The 19,743-nt window shown below is 61.8% G+C and carries 15 protein-coding genes and 2 pseudogenes; 9 read left to right on the forward strand and 8 right to left on the reverse strand.

Annotation, left to right across the window (positions count from 1 at the left end):
- Window positions 1-16: 16 nt before the first annotated feature.
- The 3 genes from ACTJK7_RS14260 to ACTJK7_RS14270 all read left to right on the forward strand — a co-directional run bounded on the left by ACTJK7_RS14260 (window position 17) and on the right by ACTJK7_RS14270 (window position 3,650).
- Window positions 17-694, forward strand: a complete 678-nt coding sequence (locus ACTJK7_RS14260; protein WP_108562417.1) for a DUF1028 domain-containing protein — start codon at window positions 17-19, stop codon at window positions 692-694.
- The gene (gene argE / locus ACTJK7_RS14265; RefSeq protein WP_108562419.1) at window positions 691-1,839 is read left to right on the forward strand and encodes an acetylornithine deacetylase; all 1,149 of its coding nucleotides are present in this window, start codon (window positions 691-693) and stop codon (window positions 1,837-1,839) included. The genes ACTJK7_RS14260 and argE overlap by 4 nt, the downstream gene beginning before the upstream one ends.
- 395 nt (window positions 1,840-2,234) lie before the next feature.
- Window positions 2,235-3,650 (forward strand): purine-cytosine permease family protein, encoded by a 1,416-nt coding sequence (locus ACTJK7_RS14270; protein ID WP_108562421.1) that lies wholly within the window; start codon window positions 2,235-2,237, stop codon window positions 3,648-3,650.
- A gap of 70 nt (window positions 3,651-3,720) precedes the next feature.
- Here the strand turns inward: ACTJK7_RS14270 and ACTJK7_RS14275 are convergent, their stop codons facing one another.
- Window positions 3,721-4,218, reverse strand: coding sequence for a winged helix-turn-helix transcriptional regulator (locus tag ACTJK7_RS14275; RefSeq protein ID WP_108562423.1), 498 nt, complete (start codon window positions 4,216-4,218; stop codon window positions 3,721-3,723).
- Window positions 4,219-4,317: 99 nt separating this feature from the next.
- Here ACTJK7_RS14275 and ACTJK7_RS14280 point away from each other — a divergent pair, with 99 nt between their 5' ends.
- Together ACTJK7_RS14280 and ACTJK7_RS14285 are read left to right on the forward strand one after the other, a co-directional pair.
- Window positions 4,318-4,956 carry an isochorismatase family cysteine hydrolase gene (locus ACTJK7_RS14280; protein ID WP_064379376.1) on the forward strand — a complete coding sequence of 213 codons (639 nt, stop codon included), beginning with the start codon at window positions 4,318-4,320 and terminating at the stop codon, window positions 4,954-4,956.
- Window positions 4,953-6,518, forward strand: coding sequence for an aldehyde dehydrogenase (NADP(+)) (locus ACTJK7_RS14285; protein ID WP_108562425.1), 1,566 nt, complete (start codon window positions 4,953-4,955; stop codon window positions 6,516-6,518). The genes ACTJK7_RS14280 and ACTJK7_RS14285 overlap by 4 nt, the downstream gene beginning before the upstream one ends.
- A gap of 88 nt (window positions 6,519-6,606) precedes the next feature.
- On the opposite strand, the gene ptrR is transcribed toward ACTJK7_RS14285, so the two are convergent.
- Window positions 6,607-7,488 (reverse strand): putrescine utilization regulator PtrR, encoded by an 882-nt coding sequence (gene ptrR / locus ACTJK7_RS14290; protein ID WP_108563694.1) that lies wholly within the window; start codon window positions 7,486-7,488, stop codon window positions 6,607-6,609.
- Between the two features lie 103 nt (window positions 7,489-7,591).
- On the opposite strand from ptrR, the gene ACTJK7_RS14295 reads away from it, so the two are divergent.
- Window positions 7,592-8,983, forward strand: coding sequence for an aldehyde dehydrogenase family protein (locus ACTJK7_RS14295; protein WP_108562427.1), 1,392 nt, complete (start codon window positions 7,592-7,594; stop codon window positions 8,981-8,983).
- A 111-nt stretch (window positions 8,984-9,094) separates the two neighbouring features.
- On the opposite strand, the pseudogene ACTJK7_RS14300 reads toward ACTJK7_RS14295, so the two are convergent.
- Window positions 9,095-9,388: pseudogene (locus ACTJK7_RS14300) on the reverse strand (short-chain dehydrogenase/reductase); the annotation flags it as partial.
- Between ACTJK7_RS14300 and ACTJK7_RS14305 the strand changes: the two are divergent.
- Window positions 9,383-9,865 (forward strand): annotated as a pseudogene (locus ACTJK7_RS14305) (LysR substrate-binding domain-containing protein); the annotation flags it as partial. The pseudogenes ACTJK7_RS14300 and ACTJK7_RS14305 sit on opposite strands and share 6 nt — an antisense overlap.
- Before the next feature lie 6 nt (window positions 9,866-9,871).
- Here ACTJK7_RS14305 and ACTJK7_RS14310 read toward each other — a convergent pair.
- Both ACTJK7_RS14310 and ydiJ read right to left on the reverse strand, forming a co-directional pair.
- Complete coding sequence (locus tag ACTJK7_RS14310; protein WP_108563695.1) at window positions 9,872-11,041, reverse strand: DUF1624 domain-containing protein; 1,170 nt, start codon at window positions 11,039-11,041, stop codon at window positions 9,872-9,874.
- A 115-nt stretch (window positions 11,042-11,156) separates the two neighbouring features.
- Entirely contained in the window at window positions 11,157-14,186 is a 3,030-nt protein-coding gene (gene ydiJ, locus ACTJK7_RS14315) for a D-2-hydroxyglutarate dehydrogenase YdiJ (protein WP_108563696.1), read from the reverse strand.
- A gap of 159 nt (window positions 14,187-14,345) precedes the next feature.
- On the opposite strand from ydiJ, the gene ACTJK7_RS14320 reads away from it, so the two are divergent.
- On the forward strand, window positions 14,346-15,230 hold the full coding sequence (locus ACTJK7_RS14320; protein WP_011334658.1) for a LysR substrate-binding domain-containing protein: 885 nt from the start codon (window positions 14,346-14,348) through the stop codon (window positions 15,228-15,230).
- A 42-nt stretch (window positions 15,231-15,272) separates the two neighbouring features.
- On the opposite strand, the gene ACTJK7_RS14325 is transcribed toward ACTJK7_RS14320, so the two are convergent.
- Complete coding sequence (locus ACTJK7_RS14325; protein WP_108562429.1) at window positions 15,273-16,547, reverse strand: glucarate dehydratase family protein; 1,275 nt, start codon at window positions 16,545-16,547, stop codon at window positions 15,273-15,275.
- 24 nt (window positions 16,548-16,571) lie between these two features.
- Window positions 16,572-17,939 (reverse strand): MFS transporter, encoded by a 1,368-nt coding sequence (locus ACTJK7_RS14330; protein ID WP_108562431.1) that lies wholly within the window; start codon window positions 17,937-17,939, stop codon window positions 16,572-16,574.
- 121 nt (window positions 17,940-18,060) lie between these two features.
- Between ACTJK7_RS14330 and ACTJK7_RS14335 the strand changes: the two genes are divergently transcribed.
- Window positions 18,061-18,960 carry a LysR substrate-binding domain-containing protein gene (locus ACTJK7_RS14335; RefSeq protein ID WP_440780078.1) on the forward strand — a complete coding sequence of 300 codons (900 nt, stop codon included), beginning with the start codon at window positions 18,061-18,063 and terminating at the stop codon, window positions 18,958-18,960.
- Between the two features lie 142 nt (window positions 18,961-19,102).
- Here ACTJK7_RS14335 and ACTJK7_RS14340 read toward each other — a convergent pair whose 3' ends face one another.
- Window positions 19,103-19,708: a DUF6338 family protein gene (locus tag ACTJK7_RS14340; protein ID WP_085654214.1), complete on the reverse strand. Its 606-nt coding sequence runs from the start codon at window positions 19,706-19,708 to the stop codon at window positions 19,103-19,105.
- Between the last annotated feature and the right edge of the window lie 35 nt (window positions 19,709-19,743).

Consider the following 19,743-nt stretch of genomic DNA (forward strand, 5'->3'; position numbering starts at 1 on the left):
CGAAAGGAGGCCACACATGACATTTTCCATCGCCGCCCGTTGCCCCGAAACCGGTCAGTTCGGCATCGCCATCAGCTCCTCCAGCATCGCCGTCGGCGCCCGCTGCCCGTGGCTGTTGCCGGGTGTTGGTGCGGTGTCGAGCCAGAACATCACTCTGCCGTCGCTCGGCCCGGAAGTGCTCGCCCTGATGGAGCAAGGTCTGGCGCCCGAGGCGGCGCTGGATAGAGTGCTGACCCGCAACGGCTACAGTCAGTACCGGCAGATCACGGCGATCAATCACCTCGGCCAGACCGCGCATTTCAGTGGTGCGCAAACCCTGGGCGAACACAACGCCGTGTCCGGCGAACAATGCGTGGCGGCCGGCAACATGCTCGCCGGGCGCTCAGTGATCGAAGCCATGATCAGCGCGTTCGAGGACGGCGAAGGCCAACTGGCCGATCGCCTGATCAAGGCCTTGCACGCCGCCCAGGCCTTGGGCGGTGAAGCGGGCCCGGTGCATTCGGCAGCCGTGGTCGTGGTCGGTGAGCTGACCTGGCCCATCGTCAACCTGCGGGTGGACTGGGCCGATGAAGACCCGATCGGCCAACTGCAAAAACTGTGGGACGCCTATCGTCCGCAGCTTCAGGACTACATCGACCGCGCCCTCGATCCGGCCAAGGCGCCGGGTTATGGAGTTGCCGGAGACGACCGATGAGCGACAGCGTCGCGTTGCTCAAGACGCTGGTGGGGTTCGACACCACCAGCCGCGAGTCCAACCTGCAACTGATCGACTTCGTGCGCAGCTATCTCGAAAGCTTCGATGTGCCGTGCGAACTGATCTACAACGATGAGCACAGCAAGGCCAATCTGTTCGCCACGATTGGCCCGGCCGATCAGCCGGGCATCGTGCTGTCGGGGCACACCGATGTGGTGCCGGTCGATGGCCAGCCGTGGACGCTGCCGCCGTTCGCACTCAGCGAGCGCGACGGCAAGCTTTACGGTCGCGGCACCGCGGACATGAAGGGCTACATCGCCTGCGTGCTGGCGCTGGTGCCGTCGTTGCTCGAAGCACCGTTGCGCCTGCCGGTGCACATTGCCCTGTCCTACGACGAAGAGGTCGGCTGCCTTGGCGTGCGTTCGCTGCTCAAGGTGCTGGAGCCGCGTCCGGTCAAACCGCTGTTGTGCATCATCGGCGAGCCGACCGAACTCAAACCGGTACTCGGGCACAAGGGCAAACTGGCCATGCGCTGCGATGTCCAGGGTCATGCCTGTCACTCGGCTTACGCGCCACTTGGGGTCAACGCCATCGAATGCGCCGCCGAGCTGATCGGCGAGCTGGGACGCATCGGCCGGCAACTCAAGGATGAACACCTCGATCCGCGTTTCGACCCGCCGTACTCCACGGTGCAATCCGGCGTGGTCAGCGGTGGCAAGGCGTTGAACATCGTCCCCGCCGATTGCCGTTTCGACTTCGAAATCCGCGCCCTGCCCTCGCAGGATCCGGCGGTCGTTGCGCAGCAACTCAAGGCCTACGCCGAGCAGCAAATGCTGCCGCGCATGCGGGCGGTCAGCGAGCAGAGCGATATCCGTTTCAGTGAATTGTCGGCCTATCCGGGGCTGGCCACCGATGCCCGAAGCCAGGCTGCGCAATTGATCGCCACGTTCTGCGGTTCGGACGATTTCGGCACCGTGGCGTTTGGCACTGAAGGCGGATTGTTCGATGCGGTGGGGATTCCCACGGTGGTGTGCGGCCCCGGCAGCATGGATCAGGGCCACAAGCCGGACGAGTTCGTCAGCGTCGATCAGCTCACGGCCTGCGATGCGATGCTGCAACGGATGCTGGCGTCAATTCGCCTTTGACACCTGCCCCATGCTGGGGGGGCGGACTTGGTCCGGGCGGCGCTCCGATGATGGGGTCAGATCAGTCTCTGCTTATGTTGAGGCTGATGGCCTCTTCGCGGGCAAGCCCGCTCCCACAGTAATCCAGCGACTGGCACAGATTTTCGATGCGCCGCCACCGACAGACAGCTGCTCCTGGGGAGGTCGGCTGCGTTCGCGCTTGCATGCACGAAAGACCCGAAACAGAGCGGTTACGACAGAAAAAGAAGCTCGTTTTTTTAACGCCTGAAGCAACAAAACTACTAATTTATCTCTGCCCTTTCCTTGCCCATGATCAACCCCAACAAGAAATGCGCCGTCCGTGCCGGCGCTCACTGAAGTACGTCCACGTACTCGCCCTTGCCTTGGAGTTCGTCATGGCCACCCCTGCATCAACGTCCGCACCGCTCATTGAAAAACACACGATCGGCTACGTGCCGCCCGAAGATCGCCACGGAAAGGTTCGGGATCTGTTCACCCTCTGGTTCGGCGGCAATATCGCGCCGCTGCCCATCGTCACCGGCGCCCTCGGCGTGCAGCTGTTTCACCTGAATCTGGTGTGGGGCATCGTCGCCATTCTGGTCGGCCATCTGGTCGGCGGTGTGCTGATGGCGCTGCACTCGGCGCAAGGCCCGCAGATGGGCATCCCGCAGATGATCCAGAGCCGCGCGCAATTCGGCTCCCTCGGCGCATTGCTGGTGGTATTGATTGCCGGCGTCATGTACATCGGCTTCTTCGCCTCCAACATCGTGCTGGCCGGCAAATCCCTGCATGGCGTGGTCGACAGCGTTCCGGTGCCGGTCGGCATCGTCATCGGTGCGCTGGGTTCGGGGATCATCGGGATCATCGGCTACCGCTTCATCCACGTGCTCAACCGCATCGGCACCTGGGTCCTGGGGATCGGCATCGTGGTCGGCTTCGGCTACATCCTCACCCACATCCAGACCAATGATTTCCTCACGCGCGGCAGCTTTAACCTCTCGGGCTGGCTCGCCACCGTGTCGCTGGCGGCACTGTGGCAGATCGCGTTTGCGCCTTACGTGTCGGACTACTCGCGTTACTTGCCGGCGAACGTGCCAGTGGCGGCGACCTTCTGGACGACCTATCTGGGTTCGGCGCTGGGTTCGAGTCTGTCGTTCGTGTTCGGCGCCGTCGCCGTGCTGGCAACCCCGGTGGGCATGGACACCATGGACGCGGTGAAACTCGCCACCGGCGCCATCGGCCCGCTGATGCTGGTGCTGTTCCTGCTCAGCGTCATCAGCCACAACGCCCTCAACCTGTATGGCGCGGTGCTGTCGCTGATCACCCTGGTGCAAACCTTCGCCTACCGCTGGATTCCGACCGCCAAGAGCCGCGCAGTGATTTCGATCATCGTGCTGCTGGCCTGCTGCTTCGCTGCGGTCGGCGCTTCGGCGGACTTCATCGGCCACTTCGTCGACATGGTGCTGGTATTGTTGGTCGTGCTGGTGCCGTGGACCGCGATCAACCTGATCGACTTCTACGCCATCCACAAAGGCCAGTACGACATCGGCTCGATTTTCCAGGTCGATGGCGGCATCTACGGCCGTTACAACCCGCAGGCCTTGCTGGCTTACGCGATCGGCATCGCGGTGCAGATTCCGTTCATGAACACGCCGCTGTACGTCGGGCCGGTGTCGGCGCACATCAACGGCGCGGACCTGTCCTGGCTGGTCGGCCTGCTGGTGACCTCGCCGCTGTATTTCTGGCTGGCGACTCGTGACACTGCTTATCGTCGGCGGCTGACCTCGGGAAAACTGGCGAACAATCTGTAAGTCATCCGTTTTGCGCTGATACACGAAGGCCCTCGAAAGTGAGGGCCTTTTTTGCGTTGGCTGGAATCGACTATTTCGCCTTGAACGCCTCACGCCGCGCCTGCCGTTCGGCGGCGTACGCCTCTTGCGGCTGGCTGATCAAATCCTCACGGCGCAACACTTCGCCGCAGTGATCGCACACCGGCCCAAGGCCCGCGCTGTGATTGCAGTTCTTGTGGGTCATGTTCACCGCCAGCCCCTCCTCCGGCGATTTGCACCAGGTCTCGCCCCAGGCGCGCAACGCAATTATCACCGGGTAAAACGCCTCGCCCTTTGCGGTGAGGTGGTACTCGTAGCGTTTCGGCCGCTCGTTGTACAAGCGACGCTCGACCAACCCGTCGGCCTCGAGGCTTTTCAGACGGGCGGCGACCATCTGCGGCGTGCCGCCGGTCTGGGCCAGGATCTCGTCGTAGCGATGGCTGCCCATGAACAATTCGCGCAAAACCAGCACCGTCCAGCGGTCGCCGACGATCGCCTCGGCCCGGGAAATCGGGCACAGCGTATCGGGAAGACTATCGTTTACAGCCATCAGGGCTTGCCTCTTTCACAGTCACTATGATTATCATATCAACACGATGCGGGAACAAGCCCTGAGCATCGATCACTCTCATTGCCGGAGTCCATCGTCATGTCGAAACCTCTCTATCCGCTCGACAGAACCGCCTACCTGCTGGTCGATCCGTACAACGATTTTCTCTCCGAGGGCGGCAAAATCTTTCCGCTGCTCAAACCGATGGCCGAGCAGAATGGCTTGCTCGACAACCTGCGCAAACTCGACCGCGCCGTGCGGGCCCTGCCGATTCCGGTCGTCATCGTACCGCATCACCGCTGGGTCAAAGGCGACTACGAGAACTGGGATCACCCCACCCCGACCCAACAAAAGATCATGCATATGCACCACTTCGCGCGCGGCGAATGGGGCGGTGAATGGCACCCGGATTTCGCGCCGAAGGACGGCGACATTGTGGTTCAGGAACACTGGGGCTCCAGCGGTTTCGCCAACACCGACCTGGATTTTCGTCTGAAACAGCAAGGCATCACCCACGTGATCATTGTCGGCCTACTGGCCAACACCTGCATCGAAGCCACCGCCCGCTACGCGTCGGAACTTGGTTACCACGTCACGCTGGTGCGCGATGCGACCGCCGCGTTCAAAGAGGAAATGATGCACGCCGCCCACGAACTCAACGGCCCGACGTTCGCCCATGTGATCACCACCACGGACGAACTGATCGCCAACCTTCAGTCGCAGGGTGAAGCGAAATGAATCTGACCGGACATCTGCTGATCGGCGCCGCTGACGTGCCCGCCACCGAGGGCACGATGAAGGCACTGAACCCGGCAACCAACCAATTGCTCGAACCGGAATTCGCCCTCGGCGGTGCGGCGCAGATCGATCAGGCGGCAACCCTCGCCGATGCGGCCTTCGACAGCTACAGCCACACTTCGCTGACCGAACGTGCGGCGTTTCTCGACAGCATCGCCGACAACCTCGACGCCGTACGCGAAGAACTGGCTGCCCGCGCTGCCCTGGAAACCGGTCTGCTTCAGGCTCAACTGGAAGGCGAAGCCGCCAAGGCCGCCACCCAGTTCCGCCAGTTCGCCGACGTGGTGCGCAAGGGTCGCTTCCTGCAATTGGCGATCGACCCGGCGCAACCCGATCGCCAGCCGCGGCCACGGATGGATCATCGCCTGCAGAAAGTAGCCATCGGCCCGGTGGCGATCTTCGGTGCGAGCAATTTTCCGATCTCCTATTCGGTGGCCGGCGGCGACACTGCGTCGGCACTTGCGGCCGGTGCGACGGTGATTATCAAGTCCCATAACGCGCATCCCGGCGCATCGGAAATCCAGGCTCGTGCCATCCGCAAAGCGGTGCAGTCGCATGGTTTGCATGAAGGGGTTTTCTCCATGGTGCGCGGTGGTAGTAACGCGATCGGTGAAGCGCTGGTCGATCATCCTTTGATTAAAGCGGTGACCTTCACCGGTTCAGAGGTGGGCGGTATGGCGCTTTATCGTCGCGCGCAATTACGGCCTGATCCGATCCCGGTGTTCACCGAAATGACCAGCGTCAACCCGACGTTCATTCTGCCCGCAGCGCTGGCCGCACGTGGCGGTGAGATCGGCGATGGTTTTGTCGAGCGAATGCTGGTGAATGTCGGGCAAGCCTGCTTGTGCCCGTCGATCCTGATCGCGGTCGAGAGCGAAGGTCTGCAAGCGTTACGCAGCGCCATGATCAAGCGGGTCAGTGAAGCGACGGCGCGTACGATGCTGACGCCGGGGATTCACGGTTCATACGTCAAAGGGCTGGTGGCAATGGAACGCGTGGGGGCGAATCTGGTGGCGGTCGGCGCGCCGTCGGATGGCCAGTTTGAGGGGCGCTCGGCATTGCTGGAAGTCAGTGGCCAGCGTTTCCTCAGTGAGCCTGCGCTGGCCCATGAAGTGTTCGGCCCGGCTGCACTGCTGGTGACGGTCAACGATGAGGAAGAGTTGCTGGCAATTGCCCGTTCGTTCAAGGGTCAGTTGAGCGCAGCCATTCACCTTGAAGACCGCGATCTGGATCTGGCCCGGCGTCTGCTGCCGATCCTCGAACGCCGCACCGGACGCATCGTGGTCAACGCCTTCGCCCATCCGCAGGAAGTGACCTTCGCCACGGTGCACGGCGGGCCGTTCCCGGCCACCTCGGACAGTCGCTTCACCTCGGTCGGCATGAGCTCGATCGAGCGCTTTTTGCGGCCGGTGGCGTATCAGGGGTTTCCCGATGCCTTGCTGCCGGAGGTATTGCGCGACGCCAATCCACTCGACCTGCCCCGCAGCATCGACGGGCAATGAAAAATGCCCGGTTCGGCGGGTCACCGAACCGGGCACTTTTTTCAATCAAATGAACAGATCTTCAGGGGAGCGCCCCGGACCCCAAGCATCAATTCTCTTCTGCACGCACCACACCGCGCTCCTCCAGCAAACGCACAAACATACTCAGACTGCGCGACACCGTGCCCCGTCGCCACACCAGCCACGTCGTCAAATAGCGAAAATCCGCCGCCAGCGGCCACACGCTCACCGTCGCGCAGCCGGGCATGCTCTGCAGCATGCTGCGCGGCATCAACGCCAGACCGGCGCCCGCGCTGACGCAGGCGAGCATGCCGTGATAGGACTCCATTTCGAAAATCTTGCCGGGCACGGCAGCGTCGGTGCTGAACCATTTTTCGAAGTGATGGCGATAGGAGCAGTTCGAGCGGAACGCATAGATGTTCTCGCCATTCACGTCCGCAGCGCGCTGGATCGGCCCGTGCTGAAGCGGCGAGATGATGACCATTTCTTCTTCGAACGCCGGGATGCCCTCCAGCGCCGGGTGCAGGACCGGGCCGTCGACGAACGCAGCCGCCAGGCGCCCGGAAAGCACACCGTCGATCATCGTCCCGGACGGACCGGTCGACAGGTCGAGATCGACCTTTGGGTGTTGCTGGTTGTAGGTCGCCAGCAAACCGGGAATCCGCACCGCCGCCGTACTTTCCAGCGAGCCCAGCGGGAACGCGCCTTGCGGTTCCTCGCCGGCTACCGTGGCGCGGGCTTCCTGGACCAGATCGAGAATGCGCCGCGCGTATTCAAGAAAACTCCAGCCCGCCGGCGACAGGCGCAAGCGGCTTTTCTCGCGGATGAACAGGTCGACGCCCAGATCCTCCTCCAACTGCTTGATGCGCGTCGTCAGGTTCGACGGCACGCGATGGATCTGCGCCGCCGCCGCGCTGATGCTGCCGTGTTCGGCAACGGCCTTGAAGATTTCCAGTTGCACCAGATCCACAGTCATTCTCCAATCGTGAAAGAAACGCTCTTTATTATTCAGTTTCCAGAAACCAAACGCCACCCTACTCTGAGCGCATCCACTGACCTCGCAGGACGATGCCATGAGCCCGATTTCCAGCCAGACCCACGCTATCTCGATCAATCCCGCCACCGGCGAGCAGATCGGTCATTACGCTTTCGAATCCGCCGAAGCCCTCGACGCTGCGCTGACCCGCGCCGCCTTCGGCTTCAACAAGTGGAAACGCAAACCGCTGCAGGATCGCTCCCGCGCCCTGACCGCGCTGGCCGGGGCCCTGCGGGACAGCAGCGAAGCCATGGCGACCATGATCACCCGGGAAATGGGCAAGCCGATCGCCCAGGCCCGTGGCGAAATCGAGAAATGCGCCAAGCTCTGCGAGTGGTACACCGAACACGGCCCGGCCATGCTCAACGCTGAAGCGACGCTGGTCGAAGGCGGCAAGGCGCGCATCGAGTATCGTCCGCTCGGCCCGATCCTTGCCGTGATGCCGTGGAACTTCCCGATCTGGCAAGTGCTACGCGGCGCCGTCCCGGCGCTGATCGCCGGCAACACCTACGTGCTCAAGCATGCGCCGAACGTGATGGGCAGCGCCTATCTGTTGCGCGACGCCTTCACCCGCGCCGGTTTTGCCGATGGCGTGTTCGAAGTGATCAACGTCACACCGGAAGGCGTGTCCAGCGCCATTGCCGACCCGCGCATTGCCGCCGTAACCCTGACCGGCAGCGTCCGCGCCGGCATGGCCATTGGCGCACAGGCCGGTGCCGCGCTGAAGAAATGCGTGCTGGAGCTGGGCGGTTCCGATCCGTTCATCGTGCTCAATGACGCCGATATCGACGAAGCCGTGCAAGCAGCCGTCATCGGTCGTTACCAGAACTCAGGGCAAGTCTGCGCCGCCGCCAAACGCCTGATCATCGAAGAAGGCGTGGTCGAAGAGTTCACCCGCAAATTCGTCGAAGCCACCCGTCAGCTGAAGATGGGTGATCCGTTGTCCGCCGATAATTACATCGGCCCGATGGCCCGTTTCGATCTGCGCGACGAACTCGATCAACAAGTGCGCGACACCCTGGAAGAAGGCGCCACCCTGCTGCTCGGTGGTGGCAAGGCCCAAGGGCCGGGCAACTACTACGAGCCGACCGTGCTGGCCGACGTCACCGACCGCATGACCTCGTTCAAGCAGGAACTGTTCGGCCCGGTGGCCTCGATCATCACCGCCCGCGATTGCGCGCACGCCGTGGCCCTGGCCAACGACAGCGAGTTCGGTCTGACCGCCACGATCTACACCGCCAACGTCGCCCTGGCCCAGCAACTGACCAGCGAACTGGAAACCGGTGGCGTGTTCATCAACGGCTACTCCGCCAGCGACCCGCGCGTGACCTTCGGCGGCGTGAAGAAAAGCGGTTTCGGCCGCGAGCTGTCGCACTTCGGCGTTCGCGAGTTCTGCAATGCGCAGACGGTGTGGTTGGATCGCCGCTGATCCGGTCGATCCGATAAACCCTGTGGGAGCGGGCTTGCCCGCGAAGAGGGAGTGTCAGCCTCCNCCTGACACTCCGCCTTCGCGGGCAAGCCCGCTCCCACAGGTCTTGTTTCAGTCCTTGAAATCCGTGGACAACGCCAGCTCATTCCACTCGGCCAGTTCCTGCGCCACCAAGCGGTTCTTCGCCTCGATTCGTGCAACCGTGTCGCTGCCCAGCGCCAGACGCTGCGGCGGGTTCGGTGCGTTGACCAGCGCAAGCATCGCTTCGGCAAACTTCTGCGGATCGCCCGGTTGCGCATGGTTGGCCGCTTCGGCAAAGGTGCGCATCTTGCCCACGGTTTCGTCGTAGTCCGGCAGCACCAGCGCGGTCTTGATCAGCGACTGCTCGTCGAGGAAGTCGATGCGGGTGTGCGTTTCGGCAACCGGCTGGAAGCTGACATGGTGTCGTTACCCATCGGACCGAATCTGCGTTCAGTGGTGGTCGGATCACCCGGCTTTTTCGAACGACATCCCGCGCCACAGAAACCTGAAGATTTGCAGGCCCTGCCCTGCATCCGACATCGGTTCCCGAGCGGTTCGATATACCGCTGGGAATTCGAGCGCGGCGGCATCATTCAGGAAATCGAGGTCAACGGCCCGCTGACCCTGGGCGATGTCAGCCTGATGATCGGCCCGGCGCTACAGGGTTTGGGCCTGGCCTATGTGTTCGAGGACATGGCCCGCGAGCACTTGGCGAGCGGGCGGCTGGTGCAGGTGCTGGCGGACTGGTGTCCGTACTATCCCGGCCTGCATCTGTATTACCCGAGTCGGCGCCACGTACCGGCGCCGCTCAAGGCGTTTATCGATTTCGCCCGCAATGCCCGCGAGGGTAAAACGGGCTGAGTCGCTCTACAGATACTTCAACCAGGCAATGTCGCGCCGCCGGGCCTTCAACTCCGAGAACCAGCGCACGGCCGGGAACAACACGACCGCCAGCACCATCGCCGCCAGCCACACCGCCGCCACCGATGAAAAGCCGAAATAGGTGCCCTGATTAAGCCCGAACAGCGCCACGCCAATCAGGTACAACACCTTCAGCGCATACAGGTGCAGCAGGTAGAAAAACATCGGCGCCGAGCCGAACACCGTAAGCCAGCGAATCCAGCGTCGATCCTGCGCGCGTTCGAATACCAGCAACAGCAGTAGCCCGACACTCACCGTCAACGTGATGAACAACAGCGACGGCGGGTATTTGGTGATGTTGAAAAAGCTCATCAGGGTTTGCAGACCGCTGTCACCCAAGGCCCAGGGTTTCTCGCCGTAACCGTTGACCAGCCGCAGTGCCACAAAGCCCAGCAGCCCGGCGACGCCACCGATCAGCAAACGGCGCTGGCGAACTGCGGCATCGGCTGCGCGAGCGAACCACGGCCCCAGCGCGTAACCCAGACCGATCACGCCGATCCACGGCAACAACGGGTACGAGGTGCGCAGACGCAAGGTCTCGCCCGCCTCGATCCAGCCACGGTCATGCAGGATTGCCCACGGTACGTGCAGCGCCGACTCGGTTGCGAAGTGCAGCCCGTCGAGCAGGTTGTGCCCGGCGATGATCGTCAGGCTCAGCGTCAACAACAGCCAGCGTGGCAGCCAGACCAGCAGCGACAGCGCGATCATGCTCAGGCCGATCGCCCAGATCACTTGCAGGTAGATCACGGTGGGTGGCAGCTGGAACGTCCAGGCGAAATTCACCAGGGTGAATTCCAGCAGCACCAGAAACAGTCCGCGCTTGAACAGGAAGGCACTGACGTCAGCCTTGCCGTCGTACTTCTCGCCGAACAGCCACGCCGACAACCCGGTCAGCAACACGAACACCGGCGCACACAGGTGCGCCAGGGTACGGCTGAAGAACAGCGCCGGCTCGGTGCTGGCGATGTCCATCGGGTCAGTGACCTGACGATGCAGCAGAAAGGTTTCGCGCACGTGGTCCAGCAACATGAACAGAATGACCAGGCCACGCAGCGCATCAATGGACAGCAACCGGCCAGTCGCCGAGGGGGCAGAACGGGGAACCGCAATCGTCATGGAGGTATCGCAATCGAAAGGTTGATCGATGCGACCGCCCGAAAGCGGCCGCATAATTTGCGTTACCTTATAACATGAAAAACCGATCCAATCGCTAGCGGTTCTCAAACAGCGATCACGCAGTGCGCAGGATTTCCAGCACGACCTGCAACGGATGACGCAGCTGTTGATCGGCCTGGCGCTTGACCTGACTGCGGCAGGAATACCCGGTGGCCAGCGCCTCGCCCTTCTCCACCGGCGCCTCGATCTGCTTCGCCCAGGATTGCTCGTAGATCACCGCCGAGGTCTCGCGATTGCGCGCTTCGTGTCCGTAAGTGCCGGACATGCCGCAGCAACCGGTGGCCTGGGTCGCGAGCTTCAGGCCGACACGCTCGAACACCTGCTCCCATTGCCGAGTGGCGGCCGGGGCGTTGGTTTTTTCGGTGCAGTGCGCCAGCAGGCGGAAGGTTTCGTCGCGGTGCTTACCGACTTGCTCCGGCATGACCTTGAGCAACCATTCCTGCACCAGCGCCACCTCCGGGCATTGCTCCATCCCCGGGACTTTCAGATATTCCTGGCGGTAGACCAGGGTCATGGCCGGGTCGAGCCCCACCAACGGCACGCCGATCTCGGCCAGTGCGCGCAATTGCCCCGCATTGCGCAACGCCGCGCGATTGAACGCCGACAGGAAACCCTGCACATGCAGCGGCTTGCCGTTGGCACTGAACGGTGCCAGATAAACCTGATAGCCCAGTCGCGAAATCAGCTCGATCAGATCCGCCAACAATGGCGCCTCGAAATACCGGGTGAAGGCATCCTGCACCAGCACCACACTGCGTTCGCGCTGGGCTGCAGTCAGCGCCGACAAAACCTCGACCGATGCCGGCTGAACCTGCCAGCGGCGCATCGCCGCATAAAAATCAAAACGGCTGAGCAACGGCACATCGACCATGCCGCCAAGACACTCGATCAAGCGACGACTGAACGAGGCGCCCATCAAGCCGTTGTAGAGCAACGGAATCCGCGCCATATACGGAATCGTGTACTCCAGCGAGGCAATCAGATAATCCCGCGCCGGCCGCAGATAACGGGTGTGGTACAGCTCGAGAAACCGCGAACGGAAGTCCGGCACGTTGACCTTCACCGGGCACTGCCCCGCGCAGGACTTGCACGCCAGGCAGCCGGCCATGGCGTCGTACACCTCGTGGGAGAAGTCCTGTTCCTGCGCACGACTGTTGCGCCAGCGCTGGAGCAACGTACTGAAAAACGGCGGACGGCGGCTGCCATCGGCCAACACATCAACCCCCGCCTCGCCCTGCAACCGCAGCCATTCGCGAATCAGCGAAGCACGGCCCTTCGGCGATTGCGCACGCTGGCGGGTGGCTTTCCACGACGGGCACATCGCATCGTCGGGATCGAAGTTGTAGCAGGCGCCGTTGCCGTTGCAATGCATGGCCGCGCCGTAGTCCTGCCAGACTTTCTCGTCGATCTGCCGGTCGAGTTCGCCGCGCAGGGTCACTTCGTCGATCTTCAGCAATGCCGCGCCGGGAATGTCCGGCGTAGCGATCTTGCCGGGATTGAACTGGTTGAATGGATCGAACGCCGCCTTCAAGGCTTGCAACGCCGGGTACAACTCACCGAAGAACGCCGGTGCATATTCCGAACGCAGGCCCTTGCCGTGCTCGCCCCACAGCAGGCCGCCGTAACGCTGGGTCAGCGCGGCGACGCCGTCCGAAACGGGACGCACCAGTGCGGCTTGCTGTGGGTCTTTCATGTCGAGAATCGGCCGGACGTGCAGCACGCCGGCATCGACGTGACCAAACATGCCGTACTGCAACTGGTGGCTGTCGAGCAGGTCGCGCAACTCGGCGATGTACTCGGCCAGGTGTTGTGGCGGCACAGCGGTGTCTTCAACGAACGGCTGCGGCCGCGCTTCACCGGCGACGTTGCCGAGCAGACCCACCGCTCGTTTGCGCATGCCGTAGACACGGTTCACCGCTGCATGACCGACGGCCAGCGTATGGCCCAGGCGCTCGACTGTGGCGTCGTTGCCCAGGTGTTGGACAAAGGCCTCGACCCGACCTTGCAGCTCCTCGGGATCGTCGCCGCAGAACTCCACCAGGTTGATCCCCAGCGTCGGCCGCTCGGCGCTTTCCGGAAAGTACTCGGCGACGCCGTGCCAGACGATGTCCTGCATCGCCAGCAACAGCACTTTGGAATCGACGGTTTCGATCGACAGCGGTTTGAGCGCCATCAACGCCCGGGCATCGCGCAAGGCATCCATGAAGCCGGCGTAGCGAATGTTCACCAGCATCGTGTGCTTGGGGATCGGCAATACGTTGAGCTTGGCCTCGACCACAAACCCCAACGAACCTTCGGCGCCGCACAGCACGCTGTTGAGGTTGAAACGGTTGTCGGCCTCGCGCAGGTGCGCCAGGTCGTAGCCGGTCAGGCAGCGGTTGAGATCGGGGAAGGTTTCCCGGATCAGCTCGCCCTGCTCGTCGATGATCTGCCGCGCGCGGCGATACACTTCGCCGGCCCGGCCCTCGCGGGCGCACTCCGCTGCCAGCTCGCTTTCTTCCAGCGGGCGGCCGTGCAAACGTTCGCCACCGCGCAGGACCATGTGCAGCTCCAGCACATGGTCGCGGGTCTTGCCGTAGGTGCAACTGCCCTGGCCGCTGGCGTCGGTGTTGATCATGCCGCCGACGGTGGCGCGGTTAGAGGTCGACAGTTCCGGGGCGAAAAACAGCCCGGCGGATTTCAGGGCGGCGTTGAGTTGATCCTTCACCACACCGGCCTGCACCCGCACCCAACGCTGCTCAACGTTAATTTCGAGGATACGGTTCATGTGCCGCGACAGGTCGACCACGATGCCATCGGTCAACGACTGGCCGTTGGTGCCGGTGCCGCCACCGCGAGGCGTGATCACCACTTTTTGGTAAGCCGGTTCGGCGATCAGGCGCGCCAGCAGCGCCACATCGTCGGCATCACGCGGGAACACCGCCGCTTGCGGCAAACGCTGATAGATCGAGTTGTCAGTGGCGAGCACCACGCGGCTGGCGTAGTCGGCACTGATTTCACCACGAAAACCGCTGGTTTCAAGGGCTTTGAGAAACTGTTGGTAGTCGGTGTTCAACGCAGTGGAAGGCGACAGCTGGGCAATCATCGGGAGGGCAATCTCGGTCAAAAACGGGCCGTGTGGCGGTGAACAGTTGTGCGCAATGAATGATTGCGTCACGCTCCCGCCATCTCATAGGCCTTATGTTCATTGCAGAGCGATGCCGGGACAACCGTAAAATCGACCCGCAATCCATGACTAAAACGAATGAATCCGCGAACCCTTACTCCCTCGATGTCGTTGCTGCTGGCTTTTGAAGCCGCCGCGCGCCATGAAAGCTACACCCGCGCCGCCCACGAACTGTCGCTGACCCAGAGCGCCGTCAGCCGGCAGGTGCAGATTCTGGAAAAGATGCTCGGCATGCGCCTGTTCAGCCGCGAAGGCCGGCGGGTGATCCTTACCGACGTCGGGCGTATGTATCAGCGCGAACTGTCCGAAGCCCTCGGCCAGATCCGAAGTGCGACCTTGCAGGCCATGGCGTTTGGCTCAGGCATCCACAGTTTGCGCCTGGCGACCCTGCCGACCTTCGGCTCGAAATGGCTGCTGCCGCGCTTGAAGGATTTCTACACCGCGCACCCTGGCATGACCGTTCATCTTCATTCGCGCATCGAGACGATTGACTTCGACACCAGCGAAATCGACGCGGCGATTTGCGTCGGTGGCGGTGACTGGCCGGGGCTGACCGCCCACCGCCTGCACACCGAAGAACTGGTGGTAATCGCCAGTGCGCAGCTGTCCGATGCCGAACGCCGTGCGGCCGACAAGGACATCGCCGGGCAACTGCTGCTCAACGTCAGCAGCAACGCTCAGGCCTGGTCCGAGTGGTTCAGCCATCATGCCCTGCCCCATCGCAGCATGCGCATTGGCCCGAGTTTCGAGATGACCTCGCACTTGATCCAGGCCGTGCGCGCCAATATCGGGATCGGGCTGGTGCCGAGGATTCTGGTGGAAGATGAATTGCACAACGGCGAGCTATTGCAACTGGGTGAACCGATCAGCAGCCGGCGCAGCTATTACCTGGTGTACCCGGCGCGCAATGAGTCGCTGGCGTCGCTGAAGGCGTTTCGTGACTGGTTGATGCGTACGCTTTGAAACAACAGAGGGCGCCGTTTGGCGCCCTCTGGTTTTGCTCGATCAGAATCGCGGCTTCAGCGCTTTCCAGTCAGGTTTATAGCGTTGCATCTGCCGCACATCATCGCGCTGGCGAATGCCGCAGGTCAGGTACTGGTCATGCAGCTTGCCCAGTTGATCGTGATCCAGTTCCAGCCCCAGGCCCGGCGCACGCGTGATCTTCACGCAGCCATCGACAATCGGCAGCTTGCCGCCCTTGATCACCTCTTCATCCGGCTCCTGCCACGGATAATGGGTGTCGCAGGCGTAGTCCAGATTCGGCACGGCGGCCGCCACGTGCGCCATGGCCATAAGGCTGATGCCCAGGTGTGAGTTGGAATGCATCGACACGCCGAGGCCGAAGGTGTCGCACATTTTCGCCAGGGTCTGGGTGTCGCGCAGGCCGCCCCAGTAATGGTGATCGGCGAGGACAATCTGCACGCTATTCAAAGCTACGCTGCGGCGGAATTCGTCGAAGTCGGTGACCACCATGTTGGTGGCCAGCGGCAGCCTGGTGCGTTTGTGCAGCTCGGCCATGCCGTCGAGACCCGGGGTCGGATCCTCGTAATACTGCAGATCATCACCCAGCAACTCGGCCATGCGGATCGAGGTTTCCAGCGACCAGTTGCCGTTGGGATCGATGCGCAGTGGATAACCGGGAAAGGCCTTTTTCAGCGCCTTGATGCACGCCACTTCGTGCTCCGGCGGCAACGTGCCGGCCTTGAGCTTGATGCTCTTGAAACCGTACGCCTCGATCATCCGCGCAGCCTGGGCGACGATTTGCTGCTCGTTCAGCGCCTCGCCCCAGTTGTCCGGTTTGTAGGGTGAATCGACGTGCTGCGCATACTTGAAAAACAGGTAGGCACTGAACGGCACTTCGTCGCGCACCGCACCGCCCAGCAGATCCACCAGCGGCACATTCAGGTAATGGGCCTGCAAGTCGAGAAACGCCACTTCGAACGCCGAATACGCATTGCTGACGGCCTTGCTGGCGTGGGAACCGGGCGCCAGTTCGGCACCCGCCAGACTGGCCGGTTTGTGGGCGGCAACCGTGGTCTGAACGATCCGACGCAGCTGATTAAGGTTAAACGGATCGAGGCCGATCAACTGCGACTGCAACTGTTGCTGGATCGCCAGCGCCGGGGCATCGCCATAGCTTTCGCCGAGGCCGATGTAGCCGTTGTCGCTTTCGATCTCGATGATCGAGCGCAGGGCGAACGGTTCGTGGATGCCACTGGCGTTGAGCAGCGGCGGATCACGGAAAGCGATCGGAGTGACGGTGACACGAGTGATTTTCAAAATGACGCTCCTGTTGAGTCGGAATCAGTGGCTCGCCACCGGGTTGGACGTCGGCGCAACGGCGGTTTCGGGTTCAGGCTTTGCCGGGGTGTTGCCTTTGGCGCCGGGCGCCATGCGGGCGAAGAAAATCACTACCGCCGCTATCAGCGAAGTCGCGGCGAGGCCATATAGACCGCCCTCGATAGAGCCGGTGGTCTGTTCCAGAAAACCGAACGCGGTCGGCGCAACGAAGCCGCCCAGATTGCCGATGGAGTTGATCAGCGCAATGACTGCCGCCGCGATGCGCGCATCCAGATAGCTCTGCGGAATTGGCCAGAACAGTGCCGAAGCCGCCTTGAAACCGATGGCCGCGAAACAGATGGCGACGAAGGCGAAAATCGGCCCGCCGGTGGTGGACATGAACATGCCGAACGATGCGATCACCAGCGTCAGTGCGACCCAGGCCTGCTGGAATTTCCACTTGCCCGCAAGCGCCGCAAAGCCGTACATCGCGACAATGGAAATGATCCACGGCACCGAGTTGAGCAGCCCGACCTGGAAGTCGCCGAGGTTGCCCATTTTCTTGATCATGCTCGGCAGCCAGAAGGTGGCGCCGTAGATGGTCAGGGCGATGGAAAAGTAGATGAAGCAGAACAATGCGATCTGCCGATCTGCCAACAGTTTGAACATCGATGGTTTGGCGACGTGGGTCGCTTCGCGGGCACGTTGTTCCTCGGTGATTGCCATCACCAGCGCTTCACGCTCCTCCTCGCTCAGCCACTTGGCCTGACGCGGATGGGATTGCAGCCAGAACCAGACAAACCCGCAGAGCACTACCGACGCGGCACCTTCGATCAGGAACATCCACTGCCAGCCGTGCAGGCCCAGACCGCTGATATGCAACAGCGCGCCGGACACTGGACCGGAAATTACCGAAGCGATTGCCGAGCCGCTGAGAAACACCGCCATGGTCTTGCCGCGCTCAGAGGCCGGCAGCCATTGGGTGAAGTAATAAATGATCCCCGGGAAGAACCCGGCTTCGGCAGCGCCCAGGATGAAGCGCAGCACGTAGAAACTGGTTTCGCCTTTGACGAACGCCATGGCCATCGCCGCTGCGCCCCAGGTGAACATGATCCGCGTCAGCCAGGCGCGGGCGCCGTAGCGTTGCAGAAGCATGTTGGACGGCACTTCAAACAAGGCGTAACCGATGAAAAACAGACCGGCGCCAAAGCCATAGGCGGCAGCACCGATACCCAGATCGGTTTCCAGATGACTGCGCACGAAACCGATGTTGACCCGGTCGATGTAGTTGACGATGAACATCACCACGAACAACGGCAGCACATGGCGCTTGACCTTGGCGGCAGCGCGGGCGAGTACCGTGATGTCCGGCGGACTCTGGAGGGTTTTCAAGGGGCGACTCCCGATCTTTGTTTTTGTAGGGAAGGCCTGTTCAGGCGTAGAGCGATCATGGACGGGGCAATTGATCCCGTCTAATCTAACCTGGCATTCGATTGATACCTGGATTAGATCAATGTTCGAATTGACCCAACTGCGCTGCTTCACCACCGTCGCCACCGAACTCAACTTCCGCCGCGCCGCCGAGCGGTTGAACATGACCCAGCCGCCACTCAGCCGGCAGATCCAGTTACTGGAACATCATCTGGGCGTCGAACTGTTTACCCGCAGCACGCGCAGTGTCGCGCTCACCGCCGCCGGCCGGGCGTTTTTCATCGAAGCGCAGAATCTGCTCGAACGCGCGCAACAGGCTGCCGTCACCGCCCGGCGCTTTGCCGAGGGCGATATCGGTTCGGTGAACATCAGTTTTGTCGGCAGCGCGGTGTACGAATTTCTGCCCAAGGTCATCGCCGAGGCGCGCCTCAAGCAGCCGCAGGTGAAGATCGACCTGACTGAAATGAACACCTATCAGCAACACGAAGCCCTGCGTGCCCGACGCATCGATCTGGGCATCGTCCGCGCGCCGTTGCTCGAGCCTGGTTACGCCACCGAATGCCTGGTGCGCGAGCCGTTTGTGCTGGCGGTGCCGAGCGGCCATCGACTGGCGGAGGCAGACGACGTTTCAGTGAAGGATCTGGATGGGCAGCCGTTCCTGATGTATTCCCACTCGGCCTATCCGCCGTTCAACGAATTGCTCACCGGCATGCTGCGCTCGGCCCGCGTCGCTCCGGATTATGTGCAGTGGCTGGGGTCTTCCTTGACGATTCTGGCGCTGGTCAATGCAGGCATGGGACTGGCCCTGGTGCCGCGTTGCGCGACCAGTGTGGTGTTCAGGAATGTGGTGTTTCGCGAGATCGACCTGGGCGAAGGGGTGCAGAGCGAGCTGCATCTGATCTGGCGGGAGAACAACGACAACCCGGCGTTTGCGATGTTGCTGGAGGGCATTCGCCGGGCGGTGAAGGATGGATGGGGTTAAGAGCGGGCTTGCGATGATGGGGGGTACTTCAGCGGTGGTGGTGCCTTTGGGCCTGTGATCAATGGTTTCTCCAACAGCTTCCCGTCGGGCCCTACGAAAAGTCGCTCCAGATGTTGCGGCATTGGTTGCGGTGCTCTGGCGGTCATGATGAACCCTCTGATGCCGGGCTGAATTCAACCCATTTAACCTTCGCGGAATCTATCAGCAAAAATTCAGCGCCAATAGGATCCAATTTGCCATCTTCATTGAGCCAGCGTGGAAACCTCATCAAGAACTGCCCGGTGCTCGACTCCGGTGGCCACTCGACTGGCCAGCCTAGGACGCGCCTTTCATCCTCCAGATGAAGGGTGATGAATCGGTCATATTGAGCAAACGCGCAGAACCATTCACTGGGATAGGAAGATTGTTTCGTTACGTTTCTGCTGCGCAACCACCTATGCAATTTGCCATTAGTTGCCAGACAACAAGCCATCAATCCCAGCAGCAAGGACGCAGAAAATGCCCAGCACGTTTCAGCTTTCGCATCCCATCTCCCTACAGAAATCCCCTGCTCTCCCACCCACACACAAACTGCCCCAATACCCAGCACCATCCCGTGAATCACAAACGTGAAAATCAACGCCTGCACAATCTGTCCGAACGTATCCGGCCGTTTGAACGCCGTCAGGGTGTAGAAAATCCAGGTCGAGACAAACCCCGGGATCAGGTATTGCAACAACGGAATCACTTCTTTCACCAGATCATCCATGATCGGTCGCTCCTTGAATCAAAAAAACACTCCTC

It is taken from the genome of Pseudomonas sp. 22085 (assembly GCF_052045815.1).
Lineage (GTDB): Bacteria > Pseudomonadota > Gammaproteobacteria > Pseudomonadales > Pseudomonadaceae > Aquipseudomonas > Aquipseudomonas glycinae.